The sequence below is a fragment of the Pseudomonas sp. COW5 genome (genome assembly GCF_026240005.1).
GTDB lineage: Bacteria > Pseudomonadota > Gammaproteobacteria > Pseudomonadales > Pseudomonadaceae > Aquipseudomonas > Aquipseudomonas kribbensis.
The window spans coordinates 1,541,800-1,560,139 of sequence record NZ_JAPHVP010000001.1; the positions used below are offsets into that span (position 1 = coordinate 1,541,800).

General features: G+C 62.3%; 17 protein-coding genes. 10 read left to right on the forward strand and 7 right to left on the reverse strand.

Annotated elements, in window-relative coordinates; all coding sequences use genetic code 11:
- Positions 1-258 precede the first annotated feature (258 nt).
- The 3 genes from OQ248_RS07055 (at position 259) to OQ248_RS07065 (ending at position 3,463) form a co-directional block, all read left to right on the forward strand.
- Positions 259-1,332, forward strand: coding sequence for a BMP family ABC transporter substrate-binding protein (locus tag OQ248_RS07055; protein WP_265812411.1), 1,074 nt, complete (start codon positions 259-261; stop codon positions 1,330-1,332).
- Positions 1,333-1,463: 131 nt separating this feature from the next.
- Complete coding sequence (locus OQ248_RS07060; RefSeq protein ID WP_265812412.1) at positions 1,464-2,429, forward strand: 2-oxoglutarate and iron-dependent oxygenase domain-containing protein; 966 nt, start codon at positions 1,464-1,466, stop codon at positions 2,427-2,429.
- Between the two features lie 80 nt (positions 2,430-2,509).
- Entirely contained in the window at positions 2,510-3,463 is a 954-nt protein-coding gene (locus OQ248_RS07065) for an adenosine deaminase (protein ID WP_011332312.1), read from the forward strand.
- 48 nt (positions 3,464-3,511) lie between these two features.
- On the opposite strand, the gene OQ248_RS07070 is transcribed toward OQ248_RS07065, so the two are convergent.
- From OQ248_RS07070 to OQ248_RS07080, 3 genes are all read right to left on the reverse strand, one after another.
- The gene (locus OQ248_RS07070; protein WP_265812413.1) at positions 3,512-4,891 is read right to left on the reverse strand and encodes an MFS transporter; all 1,380 of its coding nucleotides are present in this window, start codon (positions 4,889-4,891) and stop codon (positions 3,512-3,514) included.
- Between the two features lie 126 nt (positions 4,892-5,017).
- A complete protein-coding gene (locus OQ248_RS07075; RefSeq protein ID WP_265812414.1) occupies positions 5,018-5,752 on the reverse strand; it encodes a helix-turn-helix transcriptional regulator in 735 nt (244 codons plus the stop codon).
- 307 nt (positions 5,753-6,059) lie between these two features.
- Positions 6,060-6,989 (reverse strand): LysR family transcriptional regulator, encoded by a 930-nt coding sequence (locus tag OQ248_RS07080; RefSeq protein WP_265812415.1) that lies wholly within the window; start codon positions 6,987-6,989, stop codon positions 6,060-6,062.
- A gap of 116 nt (positions 6,990-7,105) precedes the next feature.
- Here OQ248_RS07080 and OQ248_RS07085 point away from each other — a divergent pair, with 116 nt between their 5' ends.
- The 3 genes from OQ248_RS07085 to OQ248_RS07095 all read left to right on the forward strand — a co-directional run bounded on the left by OQ248_RS07085 (position 7,106) and on the right by OQ248_RS07095 (position 8,785).
- Positions 7,106-7,399, forward strand: a complete 294-nt coding sequence (locus OQ248_RS07085; RefSeq protein WP_265812416.1) for a putative quinol monooxygenase — start codon at positions 7,106-7,108, stop codon at positions 7,397-7,399.
- Positions 7,400-7,431: 32 nt separating this feature from the next.
- On the forward strand, positions 7,432-8,445 hold the full coding sequence (locus OQ248_RS07090; RefSeq protein ID WP_265812417.1) for a zinc-binding alcohol dehydrogenase family protein: 1,014 nt from the start codon (positions 7,432-7,434) through the stop codon (positions 8,443-8,445).
- A 166-nt stretch (positions 8,446-8,611) separates the two neighbouring features.
- Complete coding sequence (locus tag OQ248_RS07095; protein ID WP_265812418.1) at positions 8,612-8,785, forward strand: hypothetical protein; 174 nt, start codon at positions 8,612-8,614, stop codon at positions 8,783-8,785.
- A gap of 11 nt (positions 8,786-8,796) precedes the next feature.
- Here the strand turns inward: OQ248_RS07095 and OQ248_RS07100 are convergent, their stop codons facing one another.
- On the reverse strand, positions 8,797-9,999 hold the full coding sequence (locus OQ248_RS07100) for a multidrug effflux MFS transporter (RefSeq protein ID WP_265812419.1): 1,203 nt from the start codon (positions 9,997-9,999) through the stop codon (positions 8,797-8,799).
- 117 nt (positions 10,000-10,116) lie between these two features.
- The gene (locus OQ248_RS07105; protein ID WP_085711270.1) at positions 10,117-10,314 is read right to left on the reverse strand and encodes a cation transporter; all 198 of its coding nucleotides are present in this window, start codon (positions 10,312-10,314) and stop codon (positions 10,117-10,119) included.
- Between the two features lie 148 nt (positions 10,315-10,462).
- Between OQ248_RS07105 and OQ248_RS07110 the strand changes: the two genes are divergently transcribed.
- The 3 genes from OQ248_RS07110 (at position 10,463) to cueR (ending at position 13,760) form a co-directional block, all read left to right on the forward strand.
- Positions 10,463-10,846 (forward strand): hypothetical protein, encoded by a 384-nt coding sequence (locus OQ248_RS07110; protein ID WP_265812420.1) that lies wholly within the window; start codon positions 10,463-10,465, stop codon positions 10,844-10,846.
- Between the two features lie 110 nt (positions 10,847-10,956).
- Complete coding sequence (locus OQ248_RS07115; protein WP_265812421.1) at positions 10,957-13,350, forward strand: heavy metal translocating P-type ATPase; 2,394 nt, start codon at positions 10,957-10,959, stop codon at positions 13,348-13,350.
- Positions 13,347-13,760 carry a Cu(I)-responsive transcriptional regulator gene (cueR, locus tag OQ248_RS07120; protein ID WP_265812422.1) on the forward strand — a complete coding sequence of 138 codons (414 nt, stop codon included), beginning with the start codon at positions 13,347-13,349 and terminating at the stop codon, positions 13,758-13,760. Before OQ248_RS07115 ends, cueR begins: the two co-directional genes overlap by 4 nt.
- On the opposite strand, the gene OQ248_RS07125 is transcribed toward cueR, so the two are convergent.
- Together OQ248_RS07125 and OQ248_RS07130 are read right to left on the reverse strand one after the other, a co-directional pair.
- Positions 13,714-14,931: an MFS transporter gene (locus OQ248_RS07125; RefSeq protein WP_265812423.1), complete on the reverse strand. Its 1,218-nt coding sequence runs from the start codon at positions 14,929-14,931 to the stop codon at positions 13,714-13,716. The two genes, cueR and OQ248_RS07125, sit on opposite strands and share 47 nt — an antisense overlap.
- A 56-nt stretch (positions 14,932-14,987) precedes the next feature.
- Positions 14,988-15,884: a PA4780 family RIO1-like protein kinase gene (locus OQ248_RS07130; protein ID WP_085711266.1), complete on the reverse strand. Its 897-nt coding sequence runs from the start codon at positions 15,882-15,884 to the stop codon at positions 14,988-14,990.
- Between the two features lie 444 nt (positions 15,885-16,328).
- On the opposite strand from OQ248_RS07130, the gene OQ248_RS07135 reads away from it, so the two are divergent.
- Positions 16,329-18,275 carry a methyl-accepting chemotaxis protein gene (locus OQ248_RS07135; protein ID WP_265812424.1) on the forward strand — a complete coding sequence of 649 codons (1,947 nt, stop codon included), beginning with the start codon at positions 16,329-16,331 and terminating at the stop codon, positions 18,273-18,275.
- Positions 18,276-18,340 lie beyond the last annotated feature (65 nt).

Sequence of the window (18,340 nt, forward strand, 5' to 3'; positions counted from 1 at the left end):
GAGTTACTGACTGCGAAGCGGCGCTGATGGTTCGTTACACCTTAGCGCACCAGCCGATGGCAGCTTTGTCTACGCCTGCACTTTTATTGGCCTTTGCGGCCTCTTCGCGAGCAAGCCCGCTCCCACATGGGAACGCGGCCCTCTGTGGGAGCGGGCTTGCTCGCGAAGGCCTCGCCGCGATTTCGACTCGATTTGTTGTCCGCTTGGTCAGCCTTTTGCATTGCCCTCCCCACACACAACAAAAGGGAGTTCGCGTTCATGCAAAAACGTTCATTGCAGAAACTGCTGTGCATCGCCATGGGCCTCGGCCTCAGCCTGGGCGCCAGTGCCGCCGATCCACTGAAAGTCGGTTTCGTCTACATCGGCCCCATCGGCGACCACGGCTGGACGTATCAGCATGAACAGGGGCGCAAGGCGCTGGCGGAAAAACTCGGCACGCAGATCACCACCAACTACGTGGAAAACGTCGCCGAAGGTGCCGACGCCGAGCGGGTGATCCGCAACATGGCCAAGGACAACTACGACCTGATCTTCACCACCTCTTTCGGCTACATGAACCCGACGGTGAAAGTCGCCAAACAGTTTCCCAAGGTGACCTTCGAACACGCCACCGGCTACAAGCAGGACAAGAACCTCGGCACCTATCTGGCGCGCACCTACGAGGGCCGTTATGTCGGCGGTTTCCTCGCGGCGAAAATGACCAAGACCAAGAAGATCGGCTACGTCGCCTCGTTCCCGATCCCGGAAGTGATCCGCGACATCAACGCCATCCAGCTGGCCCTGAACAAGTACAACCCCGGCACCGAGATCAAGGTTGTGTGGGTCAACTCGTGGTTCGATCCGGGTAAAGAGGCCGACGCCGCCAATGCGCTGATCGATCAGGGCGTGGACGTGGTGTTCCAGCACACCGACAGCCCGGCGCCGATCCAGGCCGCCGAACGACGTGGCGTCTATGCTGTGGGCTACGCTTCCGACATGGCGCACTTCGGCCCGAAAGCGGTGCTGACTTCGATCGTCAACGACTGGGCACCGCACTACATTCAGGCGACCCAGAACGTGATCGATCACAACTGGAAATCCCAGGACTACTGGGGCGGGTTGAAGGAAGGCACGGTCGAACTGCCGATCAGCGATCTGGTGCCGGCGCCGGTGAAGGCCGAAGCCGAGCAGATCATCGCCGACATCAAGAGCGGCACCTTGCAACCGTTCACCGGGCCGATCAAGGATCAGGCCGGGGTCGAGAAAATCCCGGCGGGCAAGAGCGCGACCAACGTGGAACTGGCGTCGATGAATTACTACGTCGAAGGTATGAAGGCCGAGATGCCGAAGTAACGCCTGCCCACCATAAAACCCTGTGGGAGCCAGCCTGCTGGCGATAGTGCACTTTCAGTCGATACCGTTCTGGCCTCATCGCCAGCAGGCTGGCTCCCACACTGGATCTCACATGACTCCAAGGATTGTGCATGAACAGCCTTCCAATCATCGACATCTCCCCGCTCTACTCCAACGACCACAACGCCTGGCCCGCCGTCGCCGAACAGATCGACCACGCCTGCCGCGAATGGGGCTTCTTCTACATCAAGGGCCATCCGATTCCGGCGCAGCGCATTGAATCCCTGCTCGATCACGCCCGGCACTTCTTCGCGCTGCCAACGGCGGAAAAACTCAAGATCGACATCACCCGGACCGTCCATCATCGCGGCTACGGCGCCATCGCCACTGAACAACTCGACCCGGACAAACCCAGCGATCTGAAGGAAACCTTCGACATGGGCCTGCACCTGCCGGCCGATCATCCCGACGTGCTGGCGGAAAAACCCTTGCGTGGCCCCAACCGTCATCCGGCCATTCCCGGCTGGGAGACGCTGATGGAACAGCACTACCGCGACATGCAGGCCCTGGCGCAAACCCTGTTGCGGGCCATGACATTGGCACTCGGCATCGGACGTGATTTCTTCGATACACGCTTCAACGAACCGGTCAGCGTGCTGCGAATGATCCACTACCCGCCGCGCCACACCGCCAGTTCCGCCGAACAGCAAGGTGCCGGAGCACATACCGATTACGGCTGCATCACGCTGCTGTATCAGGACACCGCCGGCGGTTTGCAGGTGAAAAACGTCAAAGGCCTGTGGATCGACGCACCGCCAATTGAGGGCACCTTCGTGGTCAACCTCGGCGACATGATGGCGCGCTGGAGCAACGACCGTTATCGCTCGACTCCGCATCGGGTCATCAGCCCGCTCGGCGTGGATCGCTATTCGATGCCGTTCTTCGCCGAACCGCACCCGGACACCCGCATCGAGTGCCTGCCCGGTTGCCAGGACGACCGACATCCGGCGAAATATCCGACCACCACCTGCGCCGAATTCCTGCTGTCGCGCTTCGCCGATACCTACGCCTACCGACGGGAGCAGGAAGCGGTGTGATGGATCGGTTGGTCAGGTTTTGCCAATTGTTTCGGCGCGCATCTGTAGAATGCCGTCATTGCACCTGATGAGAAAAGAATATGTACGACTGGCTCAACGCCCTGCCCAAGGCTGAACTGCACCTGCACCTCGAAGGCTCGCTGGAGCCCGAGCTGCTGTTCGCCCTGGCTGAACGCAACAAGATCGCCCTGCCGTGGAGCGACGTCGAAACCCTGCGCAAGGCCTACGCCTTCAACAACCTGCAGGAATTCCTCGACCTGTATTACCAGGGCGCCGACGTGCTGCGCACCTCCCAGGATTTCTACGACCTGACCTGGGCCTACCTGCTGCGCTGCAAAGAACAGAACGTGATTCACACCGAACCGTTCTTCGATCCGCAGACCCACACCGACCGTGGCATCCCGTTCGAAGTGGTGCTCAACGGCATCGCCGCCGCCCTGAAGGATGGCGAGCAGCAACTAGGGATCACCAGCGGTTTGATCCTGAGTTTCCTGCGCCACCTGAGCGAAGACGAAGCGCAGAAAACCCTCGACCAGGCGCTGCCATTCCGTGATGCGTTTGTCGCGGTAGGTCTGGACAGCTCCGAAATGGGTCACCCGCCGAGCAAGTTCCAGCGTGTGTTCGACCGTGCCCGTCACGAGGGCTTCCTGACCGTTGCCCATGCCGGCGAAGAAGGCCCGCCGGAGTACATCTGGGAAGCCATCGATCTGCTGAAGATCCAGCGTATCGACCATGGTGTGCGCGCCATCGAAGACGAGCGCTTGATGCAGCGGATCATCGACGAGCAGATCCCGCTGACGGTATGCCCGCTGTCGAACACCAAACTCTGCGTGTTCGATCACATGTCGCAGCACAACATCCTCGACATGCTCGAGCGCGGCGTGAAGGTCACGGTGAACTCCGATGACCCGGCGTACTTCGGCGGTTATGTCACCGAAAACTTCCATGCGTTGCATGAACATCTGGGCATGACCCAGGATCAGGCCAAGCGCCTGGCGCAGAACAGCCTGGATGCGCGGCTGGTGAAGCCGTAACAGCAGAAAGCCGTTCGAACACGCCCGTGTTCGAACGGCTTTCCGGTCTCAGCGCGCAACCGCTTCAGTTAACTCCTCCAGCGTCTTGCCCCGCGTCTCCATCCCGAACAGCCACACCACCCCCGCCGCCACCGCGAAGCACAACGCCCCCAGCGCAAACACCCCGCCTTGCCCGGTAATCGGAAACACCAGCCCGGTGACCAACGGCCCGAGCAGCGAACCCACGCGACCGATGGCCGAGGCGAACCCCGAGCCCGTCGCCCGCGCCGATGTCGGGTACAACTCCGGCGTGTAGGTGTAGAGCACCGCCCACATGCCGAACAGGAAAAACTGCATCAACAGGCCCGTGCCGATCAGCAACCCGACATTGCCGCCGAACACCGCACTCTGGCCGTACAGAAACGCCATCACCCCGCCGCCGAGCAACGTGACGATGCACACCGGTTTGCGTCCCCAACGCTCCACCAGCCAGGCCGCCATCAGGAAGCCGGGAATCCCGCCGAGGGAAATCAGCACCGTGTAATACACCGACTGAGTCACCGCAAACCCTGACTGTTGCAGCAACGCGCTGAGCCAGGAGGTCAGGCCGTAGAACCCGAGCAGCGCAAAGAACCACAGGCTCCAGATCATCATCGTGCGCTGACGGTACAGCGGCGACCAGATCTGCCCGAGGGCCGACAGGAAGTTACCCGGTGGCGTGATCACCCGAGGCAGGCGAACCGGCTCCGGCAACGCAGCCCCGCCCAGCGACTTCCGCACCCGATCCTCGATCCCGCACAACACCTTATCCGCCGCTTCATGCTTGCCGGCCTGCTCCAGCCAGCGTGGCGACTCGGGAATGAAAAAGCGGATCGCCAGCACAAACACCGCCGGCACCGCCAGCACCAGAAAGATGTCACGCCAGCCAATCAACGGCAGCAGGAAATACGACAGCACACCGGCAGCGACAAACCCCAACGGCCAGAAGCCGTCCATCAAGGCAATGTAGCGCCCGCGACGCTTGGCCGGTATCAGCTCCGACAGCATCGACTGGGCAATCGGAAACTCCATGCCCATGCCGATTCCCAGCAGGATGCGGAACAGCGTCAGGCTCTCGACCGTTTGCGCCGTGGAGCACAGGTAACTGGCCAGCCCCCACAACACGATGCTCCACTGAAACACCGGTTTGCGACCGAAACGATCGGCCAGCAGCCCGGAAAGTGACGCCCCCAGCACCATGCCGAAAAAGCTCGAACTGGCCAGCAGACCGGCTTCGGCGCTGCTCAGGCCGAATTCGGTTTTGATCGAGCCGAGCAGGAAGGTCATCATCGCCAGATCCATGGAGTCGAAGAAAAACGCCAGGGCGATGATGATGAAAATGATCCGGTGATAACCGCTGACCGGCAGGCGTTCCAGTCGATCCGCCGCGCTGAAGCTTCCCGTGTCCATGCCACCTCCTCCATCCGAAATGTCTGCGGATCGAGTGTGCGCGATAGCCGTTCAGCCTTTGTGCCAGATGCGACCTGTTCGCAGCCGTAGGCGACGCCAGTCATCCGGGCAGTGGAGCGAAGCGCTCTACAGCGCCATTTCCAGCTCGGTCTCCCGAGCGAATCGATGAATTTCCCGCTGTCCCGCCGCCGTCAGTTGCAGGGCGCGGGAGTCGTTGGGCAGCGTCAGCCAGCCGGACTGCATGAACAGCTGCAACAACGCCGCACCCAGCGAGCCACCCATGTGCGGGCGCCGCTCGCTCCAGTCCGGGCACGCACAGGCGACCTGTGCGTTACGGTGGGCCAGCGCCTGGATGAAGACCCCGCGACTGGCCAATTGTGTCGCCCCCTTGTGGGTGACCACCACCCGATGTTCGAGCTGTTCGATCCAGCCGGAATCGAGCAGGCGCTGGTACAGGTCGGCCGCCAGCGTACCGCCCAGATGGTCGTCGCAAAAACGCGCACGCAGCAGGGAAGAGGGTGCGGACTGGGGTCTGGCGATGGGGGTGGCGCGTTTGAAGACATCGGGAATTTCCCGCGGGGCACTGGCGAGCGTGGCGCTGGCCAAAGCCTCGATGGCCGCACCGATTTCCGGAGCCGCCAGGCGAAAGAAGCGCTTGCGCCCGCGAGCCTCGACCTTCAACAGACCGCCAGCGGACAAGCGCCCCAAATGCGCACTGGCCGATGAGGGCGACAGCCCCGCCAGCAGCGCCAGTTCCTCGGTCTGCCGGGCCGAACCATCCATCAGCGCCCACATCATCGCGCTGCGTTTGGGATCGGCCAGCAAAGTGGCGATCTGGCTGATGCAAGGTGCATGTTCCATGTATTCACTCCCTGTTGAATCGTATCGTCTACTGCTCAGAGACATCTTGACCAGTAATCAGTCGTCGGCCAAGCCGCGCAAAAACGCCTTGATCCGAGGCAAGGCAACACACTGCCACCCGGTATTCGCAGTACTCGACACGACCGTCACCGTTACCCGGCCGGTGTCTGTCCGATCATGCCTGTGCCTGCGTGCGGGTGCAGGCTTCAGGCGAGCGCTAGTATAAGCGGGTTGCCCGCAGCGTCCTGCGCCGGAGCAGGTCCATCTGGTGATTGTTCCTGACAGAAATTTCGCTTTTTGCCTGCGACTAATGATCAACCTGCGAAAAAGCGGGAAATCGGCTACTCAATTCCGCGCAACGGCTGGCGAGCATCTCCCTCAACAGGTTCACCGGCTTACTCAATTGTGCGCGATGGGCGCACAGCAGATTCAGCGGAGCCCGCTCACAGAGCAGGCCGGGCAGCAGTACTTTCAGCCGCCCCGCGAGCACATCGCCGGCCACATCCAGCCAGGATTTGTAGGCGATGCCCGCCCCCGCGACGGCCCATAACCGCACCACATCGGCGTCATCGCTGAAGCGGTCGCCACTGACGGTCAGGCCGACTTCGCGTTTGCCGTCATGAAAACTCCAGTGGTCGTGCACCCGACTTCCCAGCATGTACAACAGGCAATTGTGCTGCGCGAGCTGCTCCAGTTGAGTCGGCTCGCCATGTTTCGCCAGATAGCCGGGAGAGGCGCAAAGTACCCGTCGGTTCTGCGCGGCGATGGGCAACGCGACCAGACTGGAGTCTTCCGGTTCGCCGTAGCGCAAGGCGATGTCCACCGGCTGGCGAAACAGGTCGGCGATGCGGTCGCCCAGCAGCAGACGCACGGTCAGTTTCGGGTGCTCGCGCTGAAACTCATCGAGCCACGGCAACAGAAGATTGCGGCCGAAATCCGAGGGTGCCGACAACTGCAGAATCCCGCTGACCTGATCCTGACCGCTGGCCAGCAGACGACGCCCTTCATCCAGGTTGCTCAACGCCGCCCGGGCGTATTCGAGGAAGCCTTCGCCCTCGGACGTCAGCCGCAGACTGCGGGTGGAGCGCGCCAGAAGCCGTGCGCCGAGCTGTTGCTCGATACGCTTGAGCGCCGCGCTGGCCACGGCAGCGGACATGTCCATCACCCGGGCCGCCGCCGACAGGCTGCCCAGATCCGCCGCCCGGACAAACAACTGCAAGTCATCGAAACGCAGCATTCCAGCCTCGATTATCAAAAAAAAATTGAAAGAGACTGCTCTTTTAGCCGGTTTTATCCTGCGTAGAAATAGCCAATCATGCCTCCCATCGAATTCTTCCCGTTCCGGAGTCGACCATGTCCCAGCCCTTCACCGCTATCGCCACCCTGATCGCCAAACCTGGCCAGCAGGACGCCCTCGAACAGCACTTGCGTGCACTGATTGAACCGACCCGCGCCGAAGCCGGTTGTGGCCAATACGACCTGCACCAGGACCTGGCCAATCCGCTGGCCTTCTACATGATCGAACAGTGGGCCAGCGACGAAGCCCTGCAGGCCCACGACGACAGTGCGCATATCCAGCATTTCCGCAGCAAGGCCGAGGCGTTCCTCGAACACTTCGAGCTCAAGCGTCTGCGCGCCATCGCCTGAATCCTTCCTTCAAGCACTTTTCGGAGTCATCCATGAAAGCCATCGCCTATTACGCCTCCCTGCCGATCAGCGACGAAAAATCCCTGCAAGACATCGAGCTGCCGGAGCCGGTAGCCGGCCCGCGCGACCTGCTGGTGGAAGTCAAAGCGATTTCGGTCAACCCGGTCGACACCAAGGTTCGCCAGAACGTCGCGCCGGAGGGCGGCGCGGCCAAGGTGCTGGGCTGGGACGTGGCCGGTGTGGTCAAGTCAGTCGGCAGCGAAGTGACGCTGTTCAAGGCCGGCGACAAGGTGTTCTACGCCGGCTCCATCGCCCGTGCCGGCGGCAACAGCGAACTGCACGTGGTGGATGAGCGAATTGTCGGCCACATGCCGAAAAGCCTCGGCTTCGCCGAAGCCGCCGCCCTGCCGCTGACCGCCATCACCGCGTGGGAGCTGTTGTTCGAACGCCTGCAAATCCGCGAAGGCAACACTGACGAAGGTCAGAGCCTGTTGATCGTCGGCGCAGCCGGTGGCGTGGGCTCGATCCTGACCCAACTGGCCGCCCGATTGACCGGGCTCAAAGTGATCGGCACCGCCTCCCGCCCGCAAACCCGCGACTGGGTGACCGAGCTGGGCGCCGACCTGGTGATCGATCACAGCCAGCCGTTGAGCGAAGAACTGACGCGCGCCGGCTTGGGCCACGTGACCCACGTCGCCAGCCTGACCCAGACCGATCAGCACCTGGACCAACTGGTCGAGGCCCTGGCGCCGCAGGGCAAACTGGCGCTGATCGATGATCCGAAGTCGCTGGACGTGACCAAGCTCAAGCGCAAGAGCCTGTCGCTGCACTGGGAGTTCATGTACACCCGCTCGCTGTTCGAGACGCCGGACATGATCGAACAGCACAAACTGCTCAACCGGGTGGCCGACCTGATCGATGCCGGGACGTTGAAGACCACGGTGGGTGAACACTTCGGCAAGATCAACGCGAGCAACCTGCGCCGTGCCCATGAATTGCTGGAAAGCGGCAAGGCCAAGGGGAAAATTGTTTTAGAAAGTTTCTAAAACGCCGGAGGCCGCAGCCTTCGTCAGCGCCAGAAGTGGCTGACTCGGGGGCTGCGGTCGCTTTTTGCCGTCAGTCAGATGCTTGACCCTTGTCACAATTGCGATCGTATTCGGGTCTACAATCGAAACCTCTGCGATGCAATCTTTTACGTACGGGAGGTCAGCAATGAAGATCCTGATAAAAGAAGTGGCAAAGTCCCAATGGCAAGTTCGCCTTGACCAGCACGCCGTGACATTCCGCAGTGAAGCCGAAGCCCTCGCCTTCACCCGCACCCTCGAAGCGCGTCTGCACGCGCCCCATCAGATTCCCGACATTCCCCAGCAACGCGCTGTCGGCTGAGTTTCTTCCGTTCAGACTTCGGCCTGCGCCTTTGCCAGCGCCCGTGCATTCTGCATGCGCCGGGTGAGCATCGCCGCGCTGACCACCAACAGACCGCACAGGCTGATGACCATGGCCATCGGCACGGCGGTGCCGTCGTGCAAGACCCCCACCAGCGCCGAGGCGCCGGCGGCGACGCTGAATTGCATGCACCCGAGCAATGCCGAAGCACTGCCGGCACGAGCGCCCTGGCCGTTCATCGCACTCGCCGCCGCGTTTGGGCTGATGCAGCCAAGACTGGCCACGCAAATGAACAATGGAATCAGCAGCGGCCACAGGGCCTCAGTGTGCAGGGCGCTGACCCCGAGCAATGCCAGCCCGGCACCGAAGTAGACCCAGACTGCCCGCGACAACAGAAACGCCGGGCCGCGCTTGGCCAACAGTCGCGCATTGACCTGCGCCACCAGAATGAAGCCCGCCGCGTTGGTGCCGAACAGCCAGCCGAAATGCTCGGCCGGAACGCCGTACAGCTTGATGAAAATGAAGGGTGAGCCGGCAATGTAGGCAAACATCCCGGCGATGGCGATACCACCGGTCAGGGCATGGCCCATGTAGATCGGGTCGGTCAGCAGTCGACCATACTGCCGCAGCGCACCGGACAGTGGCTGGCGCGGAACATGGGCCGGCAGACTTTCCGGCAGACCGAGAGCGACCGCCAGCCCCGCCATGGCACTGAAGCCGGTCAGCACCAGGAAGATCGACTGCCAACCCGTGGTGTTGACCAGCAGGCCGCCGAGCATCGGCGCGAGGATCGGTGCCAGCCCCATCACCAGCATCAGTTGCGAAAAGACCTTCGCCGATCCCACGGCGTCGCATTTGTCGGCGACCACCGCCCGGCCAATCACCATTCCCGCACAACCGCCCAGTGCCTGAACGAACCGCGCACCGATCAGCCATTCCAGATTCGGCGCATAAGCGCAGGCCAATGACGCCAGGGTGAACAGCACAAGGCCCGTGAGCAATGGAATCCGCCGCCCGAAACGGTCCGCCACCGGCCCGTAGGCCAGTTGGCCGATGGACAAGCCAAAGAAGTAAGCCGACAGCGTCAGCTGGACGTGTTTCTCATCGGTGCCGAACGCCAGCGCCATGGTGGGAAACGCGGGGAGATAGAAGTCGATCGCCAGCGGACCGAAAGCGGTCAAGGCACCGAGAATCAGAATGGTACGGAAGTTCATCAGGCGTCCAGGTTTGGCAGGCAGTTGGGCGGGCACTTTGGTTAAGAGTGCAGCCCGACAGTCTAGCCGCGCGAGGACGCCTTGAACAATCCGGTAGCTCGCTAACTATTAAAAAGTTCAGGCGAGTCGGATGGCGTAGCCTTCTTCGCTGATCGCCTCGATCACTTGTTCGGCGCTCAACGCACTTTCGACACCGACTTCCTTCGCCGCCAGATCGACCCGCACGCTGGCCGCCGGATCCTTGCTCTGCACCGCCTGGGTAACGGCCTTGACGCAGTGACCGCAAGACATGCCTTCAACACTGAACACTTGCATGGAATGACTCCTTTGAGTGAGGTTGCCGGCAGTGTCGAGCTTGCCACGATGGCAAGGTCAAGTTCTGCAAACAACTGCCGGGCTGGCAATCGGCGCCGCGCTCGGCCAAGCTGCGTGCATCCATGACATCAATTCAGGAGATTCAGCCATGCGCTGGTCAGCTTTCAGCCTGTTTGGCCTACTCAGCTTCTTTGCCTGCCTGCCCCAGGCCAACGCGATCGGCGAGGATTACGCCGTTCTGATCATCTCCCGCGAGCGTCTGGAAGTGCCGACCTCCTGCGAGATCGGCGTGTACATTCAGGATCAGTTCGCCGGGCGGCTGCTTCAGGAGCAGTCCACCTCGTTCAACCTGCCCCACGGCACGTTCTCCATTCGTCTGAAGCTGGAACCGGGCCAGGTCCCGGGTTGCCAGCCGGGCATGCTGGCACCGCCGGCGCAGGAGATCTCGCTCAAGGCCGGGGATGTGGTGAAGTACCGGATCGCGGCAAACGCCAAAGGGTTGTACCTGCGGCCGGCCGCGCTCGAATACTGAGCGAATCGAAAATGGGGGGAGCAGGCTGGCTCCCCCCATTTTTTTCGCGCTTGACCTTGCCAGCATGGCAAGGTTGATCCTGTAGGCATCCACTACAGGGAGTACGACCGATGTCCGATTCCATCACGTTCGATCTGCCCATCAGCGGCATGACCTGCGCCAGTTGCGCCGGCCGCGTCGAGCGCGCCTTGAGCAAAGTCAGCGGCGCCAGTGCCGTCAGCGTCAACCTCGCCACCGAACAGGCCCGGGTACAGGCGCCCGGCGACAGCCTGCCGGCGCTGATGGAAGCGGTTGAGCGCGCCGGTTACAGCGTGCCGCAGCAAACCGTGGAATTGAACATCGACGGCATGACCTGCGCCTCCTGCGTCGGTCGTGTCGAACGCGCGCTGAACAAGGTTGCGGGGGTGAAAAGTGTCAGCGTCAATCTCGCCAACGAACGCGCCCACCTCGAGCTGCTCGGCGCAGTCGACCCACAAACCCTGATCGCCGCCGTAAGCAAGGCCGGTTATTCGGCCAGCCTCTTCGAACTGGAGCACCCTCAAACCGACAATCGCCAGCAACGCCTGAACCACGAGCGTTGGGCGCTGATCTGCGCCATCGCCCTCGCCTTGCCGCTGGTGTTGCCGATGCTGCTGCAACCGTTCGGCATCCACTGGATGCTCCCGGCCTGGGCGCAATTCGCCCTCGCCACTCCGGTGCAATTCATCTTCGGTGCACGTTTTTATGTGGCCGCGTGGAAAGCCGTGCGCGCCGGGGCTGGCAACATGGACTTGCTGGTGGCCCTGGGCACCAGCGCCGGTTATGGTCTGAGTCTCTATGAATGGGCCACTGCCACCGAGGGCATGCCGCACCTGTATTTCGAAGCCTCTGCGGTGGTCATCGCGCTGGTGCTGCTCGGCAAATACCTGGAAAGCCGCGCCAAACGCCAGACCGCCAGCGCCATCCGCGCCCTGGAAGCCTTGCGGCCTGAGCGGGCGATTCAAGTCATCGATGGCCGCGAACAGGACGTTGCCATCAGCGCCCTGCGCCTCGGCGATCTCGTAATGGTCAAACCCGGCGAACGTTTCCCGGTGGACGGCGAAGTGCTGGAAGGTCAGAGCCACGCTGACGAAGCACTGATCAGCGGCGAAAGCCTGCCGGTGCCCAAGCAGCCGGGCGACAAGGTCACCGGCGGCGCGATCAACGGCGAAGGCCGCCTGCTGGTGCGCACCACGGCGCTCGGTGCGGAAAGCGTGCTGGCGCGGATCATCCGTCTGGTGGAAGACGCTCAGGCCGCAAAGGCGCCGATCCAGAAACTGGTGGATAAAGTCAGTCAGGTGTTCGTGCCGACGGTTCTGCTGCTGGCCCTCGCCACGCTGATTGGCTGGTGGCTGTACGGCGCGCCGCTGGAAACCGCGCTGATCAACGCCGTCGCGGTGCTGGTGATCGCCTGCCCCTGCGCTCTTGGTCTGGCGACACCGACCGCGATCATGGCCGGCACCGGCGTGGCCGCGCGCCACGGGATTCTGATCAAGGATGCCGAGGCACTGGAACGTGCCCATGAAGTCAGCGCCGTGGTGTTCGACAAAACCGGTACCCTGACCTCCGGCACCCCACGCATCGCGCATTTAAGTGCGATCGACGGTGACGAAGATGCCCTGCTGACAGCGGCCGGCGCGCTGCAACGCGGCAGTGAACATCCACTGGCCAAAGCGGTGCTGGATGTCTGTGCCGAACGCCATCTGACAGTGCCGGATGTCAGCGACAGCCAGTCCCTGACCGGTCGCGGCATCGCCGGCCATCTCGACGGTCGGCGCCTGGCGCTGGGCAATCGTCGGCTGCTGGAGGAAACCGGTCTGGACGCCGGCACGCTGGCGGAGTCCGCCCAGGTCTGGGAAACCGAAGGCCGGACACTGTCCTGGCTGATCGAACAAAACCCCGTTCCCCGCGTACTCGGTCTGTTCGCCTTCGGCGACACCCTCAAGCCCGGCGCGCTGCATGCCGTACAGCAACTCGCAGCACGAAATATCCACAGCCACCTGCTGACCGGTGACAACCGTGGCAGCGCCCGCGTCGTCGCCGAAGCGCTGGGCATCGAAAACGTCCACGCCGAAGTGCTGCCCGCGGACAAGGCCGCCACCGTCGCCGAGCTGAAGAAAACCGGTGTCGTGGCCATGGTCGGCGACGGCATCAACGACGCCCCCGCGCTGGCCGCTGCCGATATCGGCATCGCCATGGGCGGCGGCACCGACGTGGCCATGCACGCCGCCGGCATCACCCTGATGCGTGGCGATCCGCGACTGGTGCCGGCAGCGCTGGAGATCAGCCGCAAGACTTACGCGAAGATCCGCCAGAACCTGTTCTGGGCCTTCGTCTACAACCTGATCGGCATTCCGCTGGCGGCGTTCGGCTTGCTCAATCCGGTGCTGGCCGGCGCGGCGATGGCCCTGTCGAGCGTCAGCGTGGTGAGCAATGCGCTACTGTTGAAAACCTGGAAACCCGAGGATCTGGAGGACAACCGATGAACATCGGCCAAGCGGCCCGCCACAGTGGCCTGAGTGCGAAGATGATCCGTTATTACGAGTCGATCGGCCTGCTCAAGGCAGCCCATCGCACCGACAGCGGCTATCGCGTCTACGGCGACGATGACCTGCACACACTGGCCTTCATCAAGCGCTCCCGGGACCTGGGGTTTTCGCTGGAGGAAGTCGGCAAGCTCCTGACCCTCTGGCAGGACCGCCAGCGCGCCAGCGCCGATGTGAAGGCCCTGGCCCGCCAGCATATCGACGAGCTGAATCAGAAGATTCGCGAACTCGGCGAGCTGCGCGACACCCTGCAGGACCTGGTCGAGCACTGCAACGGCGACCATCGCCCGGACTGCCCGATCCTCAAGGAACTGGCGTCTGGCTGCTGCGCGCAACCTGCCCGCGTCTGAGCAACAGGATCTTCATCGACAGCACAGTGACGAGGGGAATGCCGTGGAACAACAGCACCACGGCACCCGGCACCCACCATTCATAGAACGGCGCGGCGATCAGCATGCCGACACCGAACCCGGTCATCTGCAACAGCGTCAGAAAGCTGAAGATCGGCAGACGCAGGGGCTCAGGCTCCCGTTGCAGCCGTGACATCAGGCCGACTTCCGAGAACCCATCGCCCAATCCGGCCGGCAGCGAAAACAGCAACAGCCCGACGACGCTGTGCTGCTGGAACATCAGGATGAAGCCACAGGACATCAACAGCACGCCGCCGAAATAGCGGCGCTCCAGATGAATGTTTTCCGAGCCGTTCAAGCGACTGGCGATCCGCGCGCCCAGCAGTTTGCCGACGGCCCACACCGCCAGCATCAGGCCCAGCGTGGTGCTGGCTGAATCCGGCGTCAGCAGTCTGGAAATGATCGGGAAACCGACGTTGTGAGCAGCGCTACCAAGGGTGTCAGCCATGGTCACCGCCAGCATCGCGGCCACCACCGGAGCGCTGCGCAGGCCTTGCAGCAAAGCCGACCATTCACCCTGTTTAGCGCTGGATTCGAGCACCGGCTCCGGTGCGCTGAACCGCAGCGGCGCAATCAACACTGCCGCCAACAGATAGGTCACCGCGTTCAGCGCGAACACCGTATCAAAACCAAATCCCGCGACCATCAACCCCGACACCAGACTGCCGCCGACCATCGCCATGGAAGAGGCGGACGTGATCCACGCATTGGTCTTGAGCAACTGCGCCGGCTCGATCAATCGCGGCAACTGGCTGTTGAGGCCGATGGCGAACATCGAATTGCCAAAACCCAGACCGAACGCGATCAACGGCAACAGCGATGCCTGCTGGCCGACCGGCACGATCAGCAGCAACCCCAGCACAGCGGCGCGCAGCAGATCGAAGGCAATCAAGGGCCAGCGACCACTGCATCGGCGATAGAACGCGGTGCCGATCAGGCTGGCGAAAATCCCGCCGCCCACGCGACTGGCCAGGAAGACCCCGACGCTCATGGCACTGTTGCTCAGCAGGTAGACATAAGTGGCCAGCGCCACCATGTTCAGGAAAGCGCCGAAATCGGAAATCAATCGGGCCGTGATGATCAGCCGGGCATTGCGGGAGGTGGTGGTCACAATCAATCCTTGAATGTGTAAAACCCGGCCGAAGCCGGGTTTTCTTTTTCAGATGCTCACTGCATCCACGGTGGCGGAGGCGGTTCGTCGGATTTGCCTTTCGGCGCATCCTCTGCCGCGCGGATCGCTTGCTTGCGCTCCTCGTCCAGACGCGCCGCTTCGATCTCGCGCAGCACCCCGCCGACATCGGCCAGGTCCTCGGGATCGTCGAACTCGCCGGTCAGCACGCTGGCCGGGTGCAACGTACCCGCTTCATACAACGCCCACATTTCCTTGGCGTATCGGGTTTTCTTCAGCTCCGGGGCGAAGCGGCCGAAGTACGACGCCATGTTGCCGACGTCACGTTCGAGCATGCTGAACGCGTGGTTGTTGCCGGCGGCGTCCACCGCTTGCGGCAGGTCGATGATGACCGGCCCGGTCGGTGTCAGCAGCACGTTGAACTCCGAGAGGTCACCGTGCACCAGACCGGTACACAACATCAGCACGATCTGCGAAATCAGGAACGCGTGATATTCGCGGGCCTGATCCGGCTCCAGCACTACGTCGTTCAGACGCGGCGCGGCATCGCCGTATTCATCGGCCACCAGCTCCATCAGCAGCACGCCTTCGAGGAAGTCGTACGGCTTGGGCACCCGCACCCCGGCATTGGCCAGACGGAACAGCGCCGCGACTTCGGCGTTCTGCCAGGCGTCTTCCGCTTCCTTGCGCCCGAACTTGGACCCCTTGGCCATCGCCCGGGCCTGTCGGCTGTTGCGAACCTTGCGGCCTTCCTGGTACTCGGCCGCCTGGCGGAAACTGCGTTTGTTCGCCTCCTTGTAGACCTTTGCGCAACGTAACTGATTGCCGCAGCGCACCACATAAACAGCTGCTTCTTTGCCACTCATCAGTGGACGCAGCACTTCGTCGACCAGACCGTCCTCGATCAGGGGTTCAATGCGTTTTGGAGTCTTCATCAGCTTTTATTGTGGGTCCTTTATTGCCAAACACGCGAATGTCACTCGTTATACGGCAATCCCCGCATCACGGGGAAGGGTTGCCGACCTGTGAAGCTGTGGATGCACACACTGTGCCGGATCAAATACGTCAATCCACCATTCCTGTATCGACCGCTGCGAATCATAGCCGAGCCTGTCGAACTTGTTGGCGCAAGGACTTGAGGGCATTTGCGACAGAATCTGACATCCGGTCGCACTCGCTTCGTAAGATTTTTCCCCTCTAGCCTCAATTTCCCTCTTCGGCAGCCGAATTCCTCAGAGACAGAGGAATTTGTCCGACAATCGTTCAAAAAAACTTCGATGTCGCACTCAAGGAAAAGAGTGGCAAACAACGTTTTTCGGCTGCCAAAAAACCGCGAGTCATCTGCACTGCGTGGGCCTACAAGAAAATCTGGAGCGCGGATGAACATCAAACAGAAGTTGACCTGGGCGTTTGCAATCATCGCCTGCTTGCCCGTGGTGCTGGTCGCCACCCTGGTGGTACTGAACCTGCGCAGCGATGCCCGGGAAGGATTTGTCGACAGCAGCGGGCGCGAGATCCGACAGGTCAGCAATGCCATGCAGCTGTTCTTCGACGGCATCAGCCAGAACGTCGACTACCTGGCGGCGCAACCGCTGGTCCAGAGCGCCGATGGCAGCGTAAGAAGCCGCATGAGCGCCAACGCCGACGACACACGCGACGGTGAAATCGACAAGCAGCTGTTTGCCCTGTTCGAAAGCCTGGCCAAATCCCACCCGGCCTATTCCTATGTCTCCTATGGCCTGAACAGCGGTGGCTACGCGTTCTGGCCGGGCGATCCGAAAATGTCCAACTACGATCCGCGCACACGTCCGTGGTACAAGACCGCCATGGCCAACCCGGGCAAGACCCTGCGCACCGAAGCCTACTACTGGGCCGGCGACGATGCGGTGCTGGTCAGCACCGTGCGCGCGGTAGCCAATCAGCTGGGCGCCCAGGGCGGCGTGGTCAACATCGACGTTTCGCTCAAGCAGCTCACTGAAATCGTCAAACAGATCAAGCTGGGCGAAACCGGCTACCTGATGCTGATGGAAAACACCGGCACGGTGCTGGTCGATCCGAAGCAGCCCGAGCACAACTTCAAACGCCTCGACAGTCTCGGCGAGGGCTACGCGCAACTGGCCAAGGCCGGCAAGGGCCTGGTGGAAGTCGAGCTCAACGGCGAGCGCTACATGGCCAACGTCTGGCCGTCGGAACAGCTGGGCTGGACCTTCATCGGCCTGATCAAACAGAACGACGTAATGAGCTCGGCTACCCAGTTGACCTGGCTGATCGCAATCATCGCGGCGGTGCTGGCGGTGATCTTCGCCGTGGTCGGCGCCAGTTTCGCCAGCCTGATCGTGCGGCCGATCCGCAGCGTGGCCAGCGGTCTGGAAGGCATCGCCCAGGGCGAAGGTGACCTGACCAAGAACCTCGACATCCGTGGCAGCGACGAAACCGCGCAACTGGCCAACTGGTTCAATCAGTTCCTCACCGCGATCCGCAGCCTGATCCAGCACATCGGCGGTGCCGCCGGGAAAATCCTCGCCACTTCGCAGAGTTCGACCCGGGTTTCCGGCGACATGGCAGAAGCCGCCGGACGCCAGCGTGAAGCCGTGGACATGGTCTCGACCGCATTCCATGAAATGGTCGCCACCGCCAACGAAGTCGCCCGCTCGTGCAGCCAGGCCGCGGAGTCGGCCGACAGCGGCCAGCGCCAGGCCCGCGAAGGTCAGCAGCAGATCGATGCGGCGGTGCACAGCGTCGATCAACTGAGCCAGGAGCTGGAACAGTCGGCGCAGTCGATGCAGCAACTGGAACGCGACAGCAACGACATCCAGTCGATCCTCGGCACCATCCGCTCCATCGCCGAACAGACCAACCTGCTGGCACTCAACGCGGCCATCGAAGCGGCGCGGGCCGGTGAGCAGGGACGTGGTTTTGCGGTGGTAGCCGATGAGGTTCGCGCGCTGGCCAAACGCACGGCGGATTCGACGGCGGAAATCGACGGGCTGCTGGGCAATCTCGCCAAGCGCACCAGCGCCGTGACCCAGCAGATGCGCGCCAGCCTCGATGTGTCGCAGCAATCGGTGGCACGGATCGGCGAGGCGCGGGAAAGCTTTGGTCAGATCCGCGAATCGGTGGATGTGATTCGCGACATGAACACCCAAATCGCCACGGCGGCGGAAGAGCAGCATCAGGTGGCCGAAGACATCAATCGGCATATCAGCCAGATTCATGGTGATGCGCAGTTGGTGGCGGAACTGGCGAATTCGGCGCGGCTGGATTCGCAGAGTCTGGCGGGGTTGTCGAATGAGCTGGATGGGTTGGTGCGCAGGTTCCGGACTTGAGATTGGGGGGCAGCCTGAAAAGCGCCCTCACCCCAGCCCTCTCCCGGGGGGAGAGGGAGCCGACC

Excerpts from the sequence above, each read along its gene's own strand:
- OQ248_RS07055 (WP_265812411.1), top strand. The coding sequence starts at position 259 with ATGCAAAAACGTTCATTGCAGAAACTGCTGTGCATCGCCATGGGCCTC.
- OQ248_RS07060 (WP_265812412.1), top strand. The coding sequence starts at position 1,464 with ATGAACAGCCTTCCAATCATCGACATCTCCCCGCTCTACTCCAACGAC.
- OQ248_RS07065 (WP_011332312.1), top strand. The coding sequence starts at position 2,510 with ATGTACGACTGGCTCAACGCCCTGCCCAAGGCTGAACTGCACCTGCAC.
- OQ248_RS07070 (WP_265812413.1), bottom strand. The coding sequence starts at position 4,891 with ATGGACACGGGAAGCTTCAGCGCGGCGGATCGACTGGAACGCCTGCCG.
- OQ248_RS07075 (WP_265812414.1), bottom strand. The coding sequence starts at position 5,752 with ATGGAACATGCACCTTGCATCAGCCAGATCGCCACTTTGCTGGCCGAT.
- OQ248_RS07080 (WP_265812415.1), bottom strand. The coding sequence starts at position 6,989 with ATGCTGCGTTTCGATGACTTGCAGTTGTTTGTCCGGGCGGCGGATCTG.
- OQ248_RS07085 (WP_265812416.1), top strand. The coding sequence starts at position 7,106 with ATGTCCCAGCCCTTCACCGCTATCGCCACCCTGATCGCCAAACCTGGC.
- OQ248_RS07090 (WP_265812417.1), top strand. The coding sequence starts at position 7,432 with ATGAAAGCCATCGCCTATTACGCCTCCCTGCCGATCAGCGACGAAAAA.
- OQ248_RS07095 (WP_265812418.1), top strand. The coding sequence starts at position 8,612 with ATGAAGATCCTGATAAAAGAAGTGGCAAAGTCCCAATGGCAAGTTCGC.
- OQ248_RS07100 (WP_265812419.1), bottom strand. The coding sequence starts at position 9,999 with ATGAACTTCCGTACCATTCTGATTCTCGGTGCCTTGACCGCTTTCGGT.
- OQ248_RS07105 (WP_085711270.1), bottom strand. The coding sequence starts at position 10,314 with ATGCAAGTGTTCAGTGTTGAAGGCATGTCTTGCGGTCACTGCGTCAAG.
- OQ248_RS07110 (WP_265812420.1), top strand. The coding sequence starts at position 10,463 with ATGCGCTGGTCAGCTTTCAGCCTGTTTGGCCTACTCAGCTTCTTTGCC.
- OQ248_RS07115 (WP_265812421.1), top strand. The coding sequence starts at position 10,957 with ATGTCCGATTCCATCACGTTCGATCTGCCCATCAGCGGCATGACCTGC.
- cueR (WP_265812422.1), top strand. The coding sequence starts at position 13,347 with ATGAACATCGGCCAAGCGGCCCGCCACAGTGGCCTGAGTGCGAAGATG.
- OQ248_RS07130 (WP_085711266.1), bottom strand. The coding sequence starts at position 15,884 with ATGAAGACTCCAAAACGCATTGAACCCCTGATCGAGGACGGTCTGGTC.
- OQ248_RS07135 (WP_265812424.1), top strand. The coding sequence starts at position 16,329 with ATGAACATCAAACAGAAGTTGACCTGGGCGTTTGCAATCATCGCCTGC.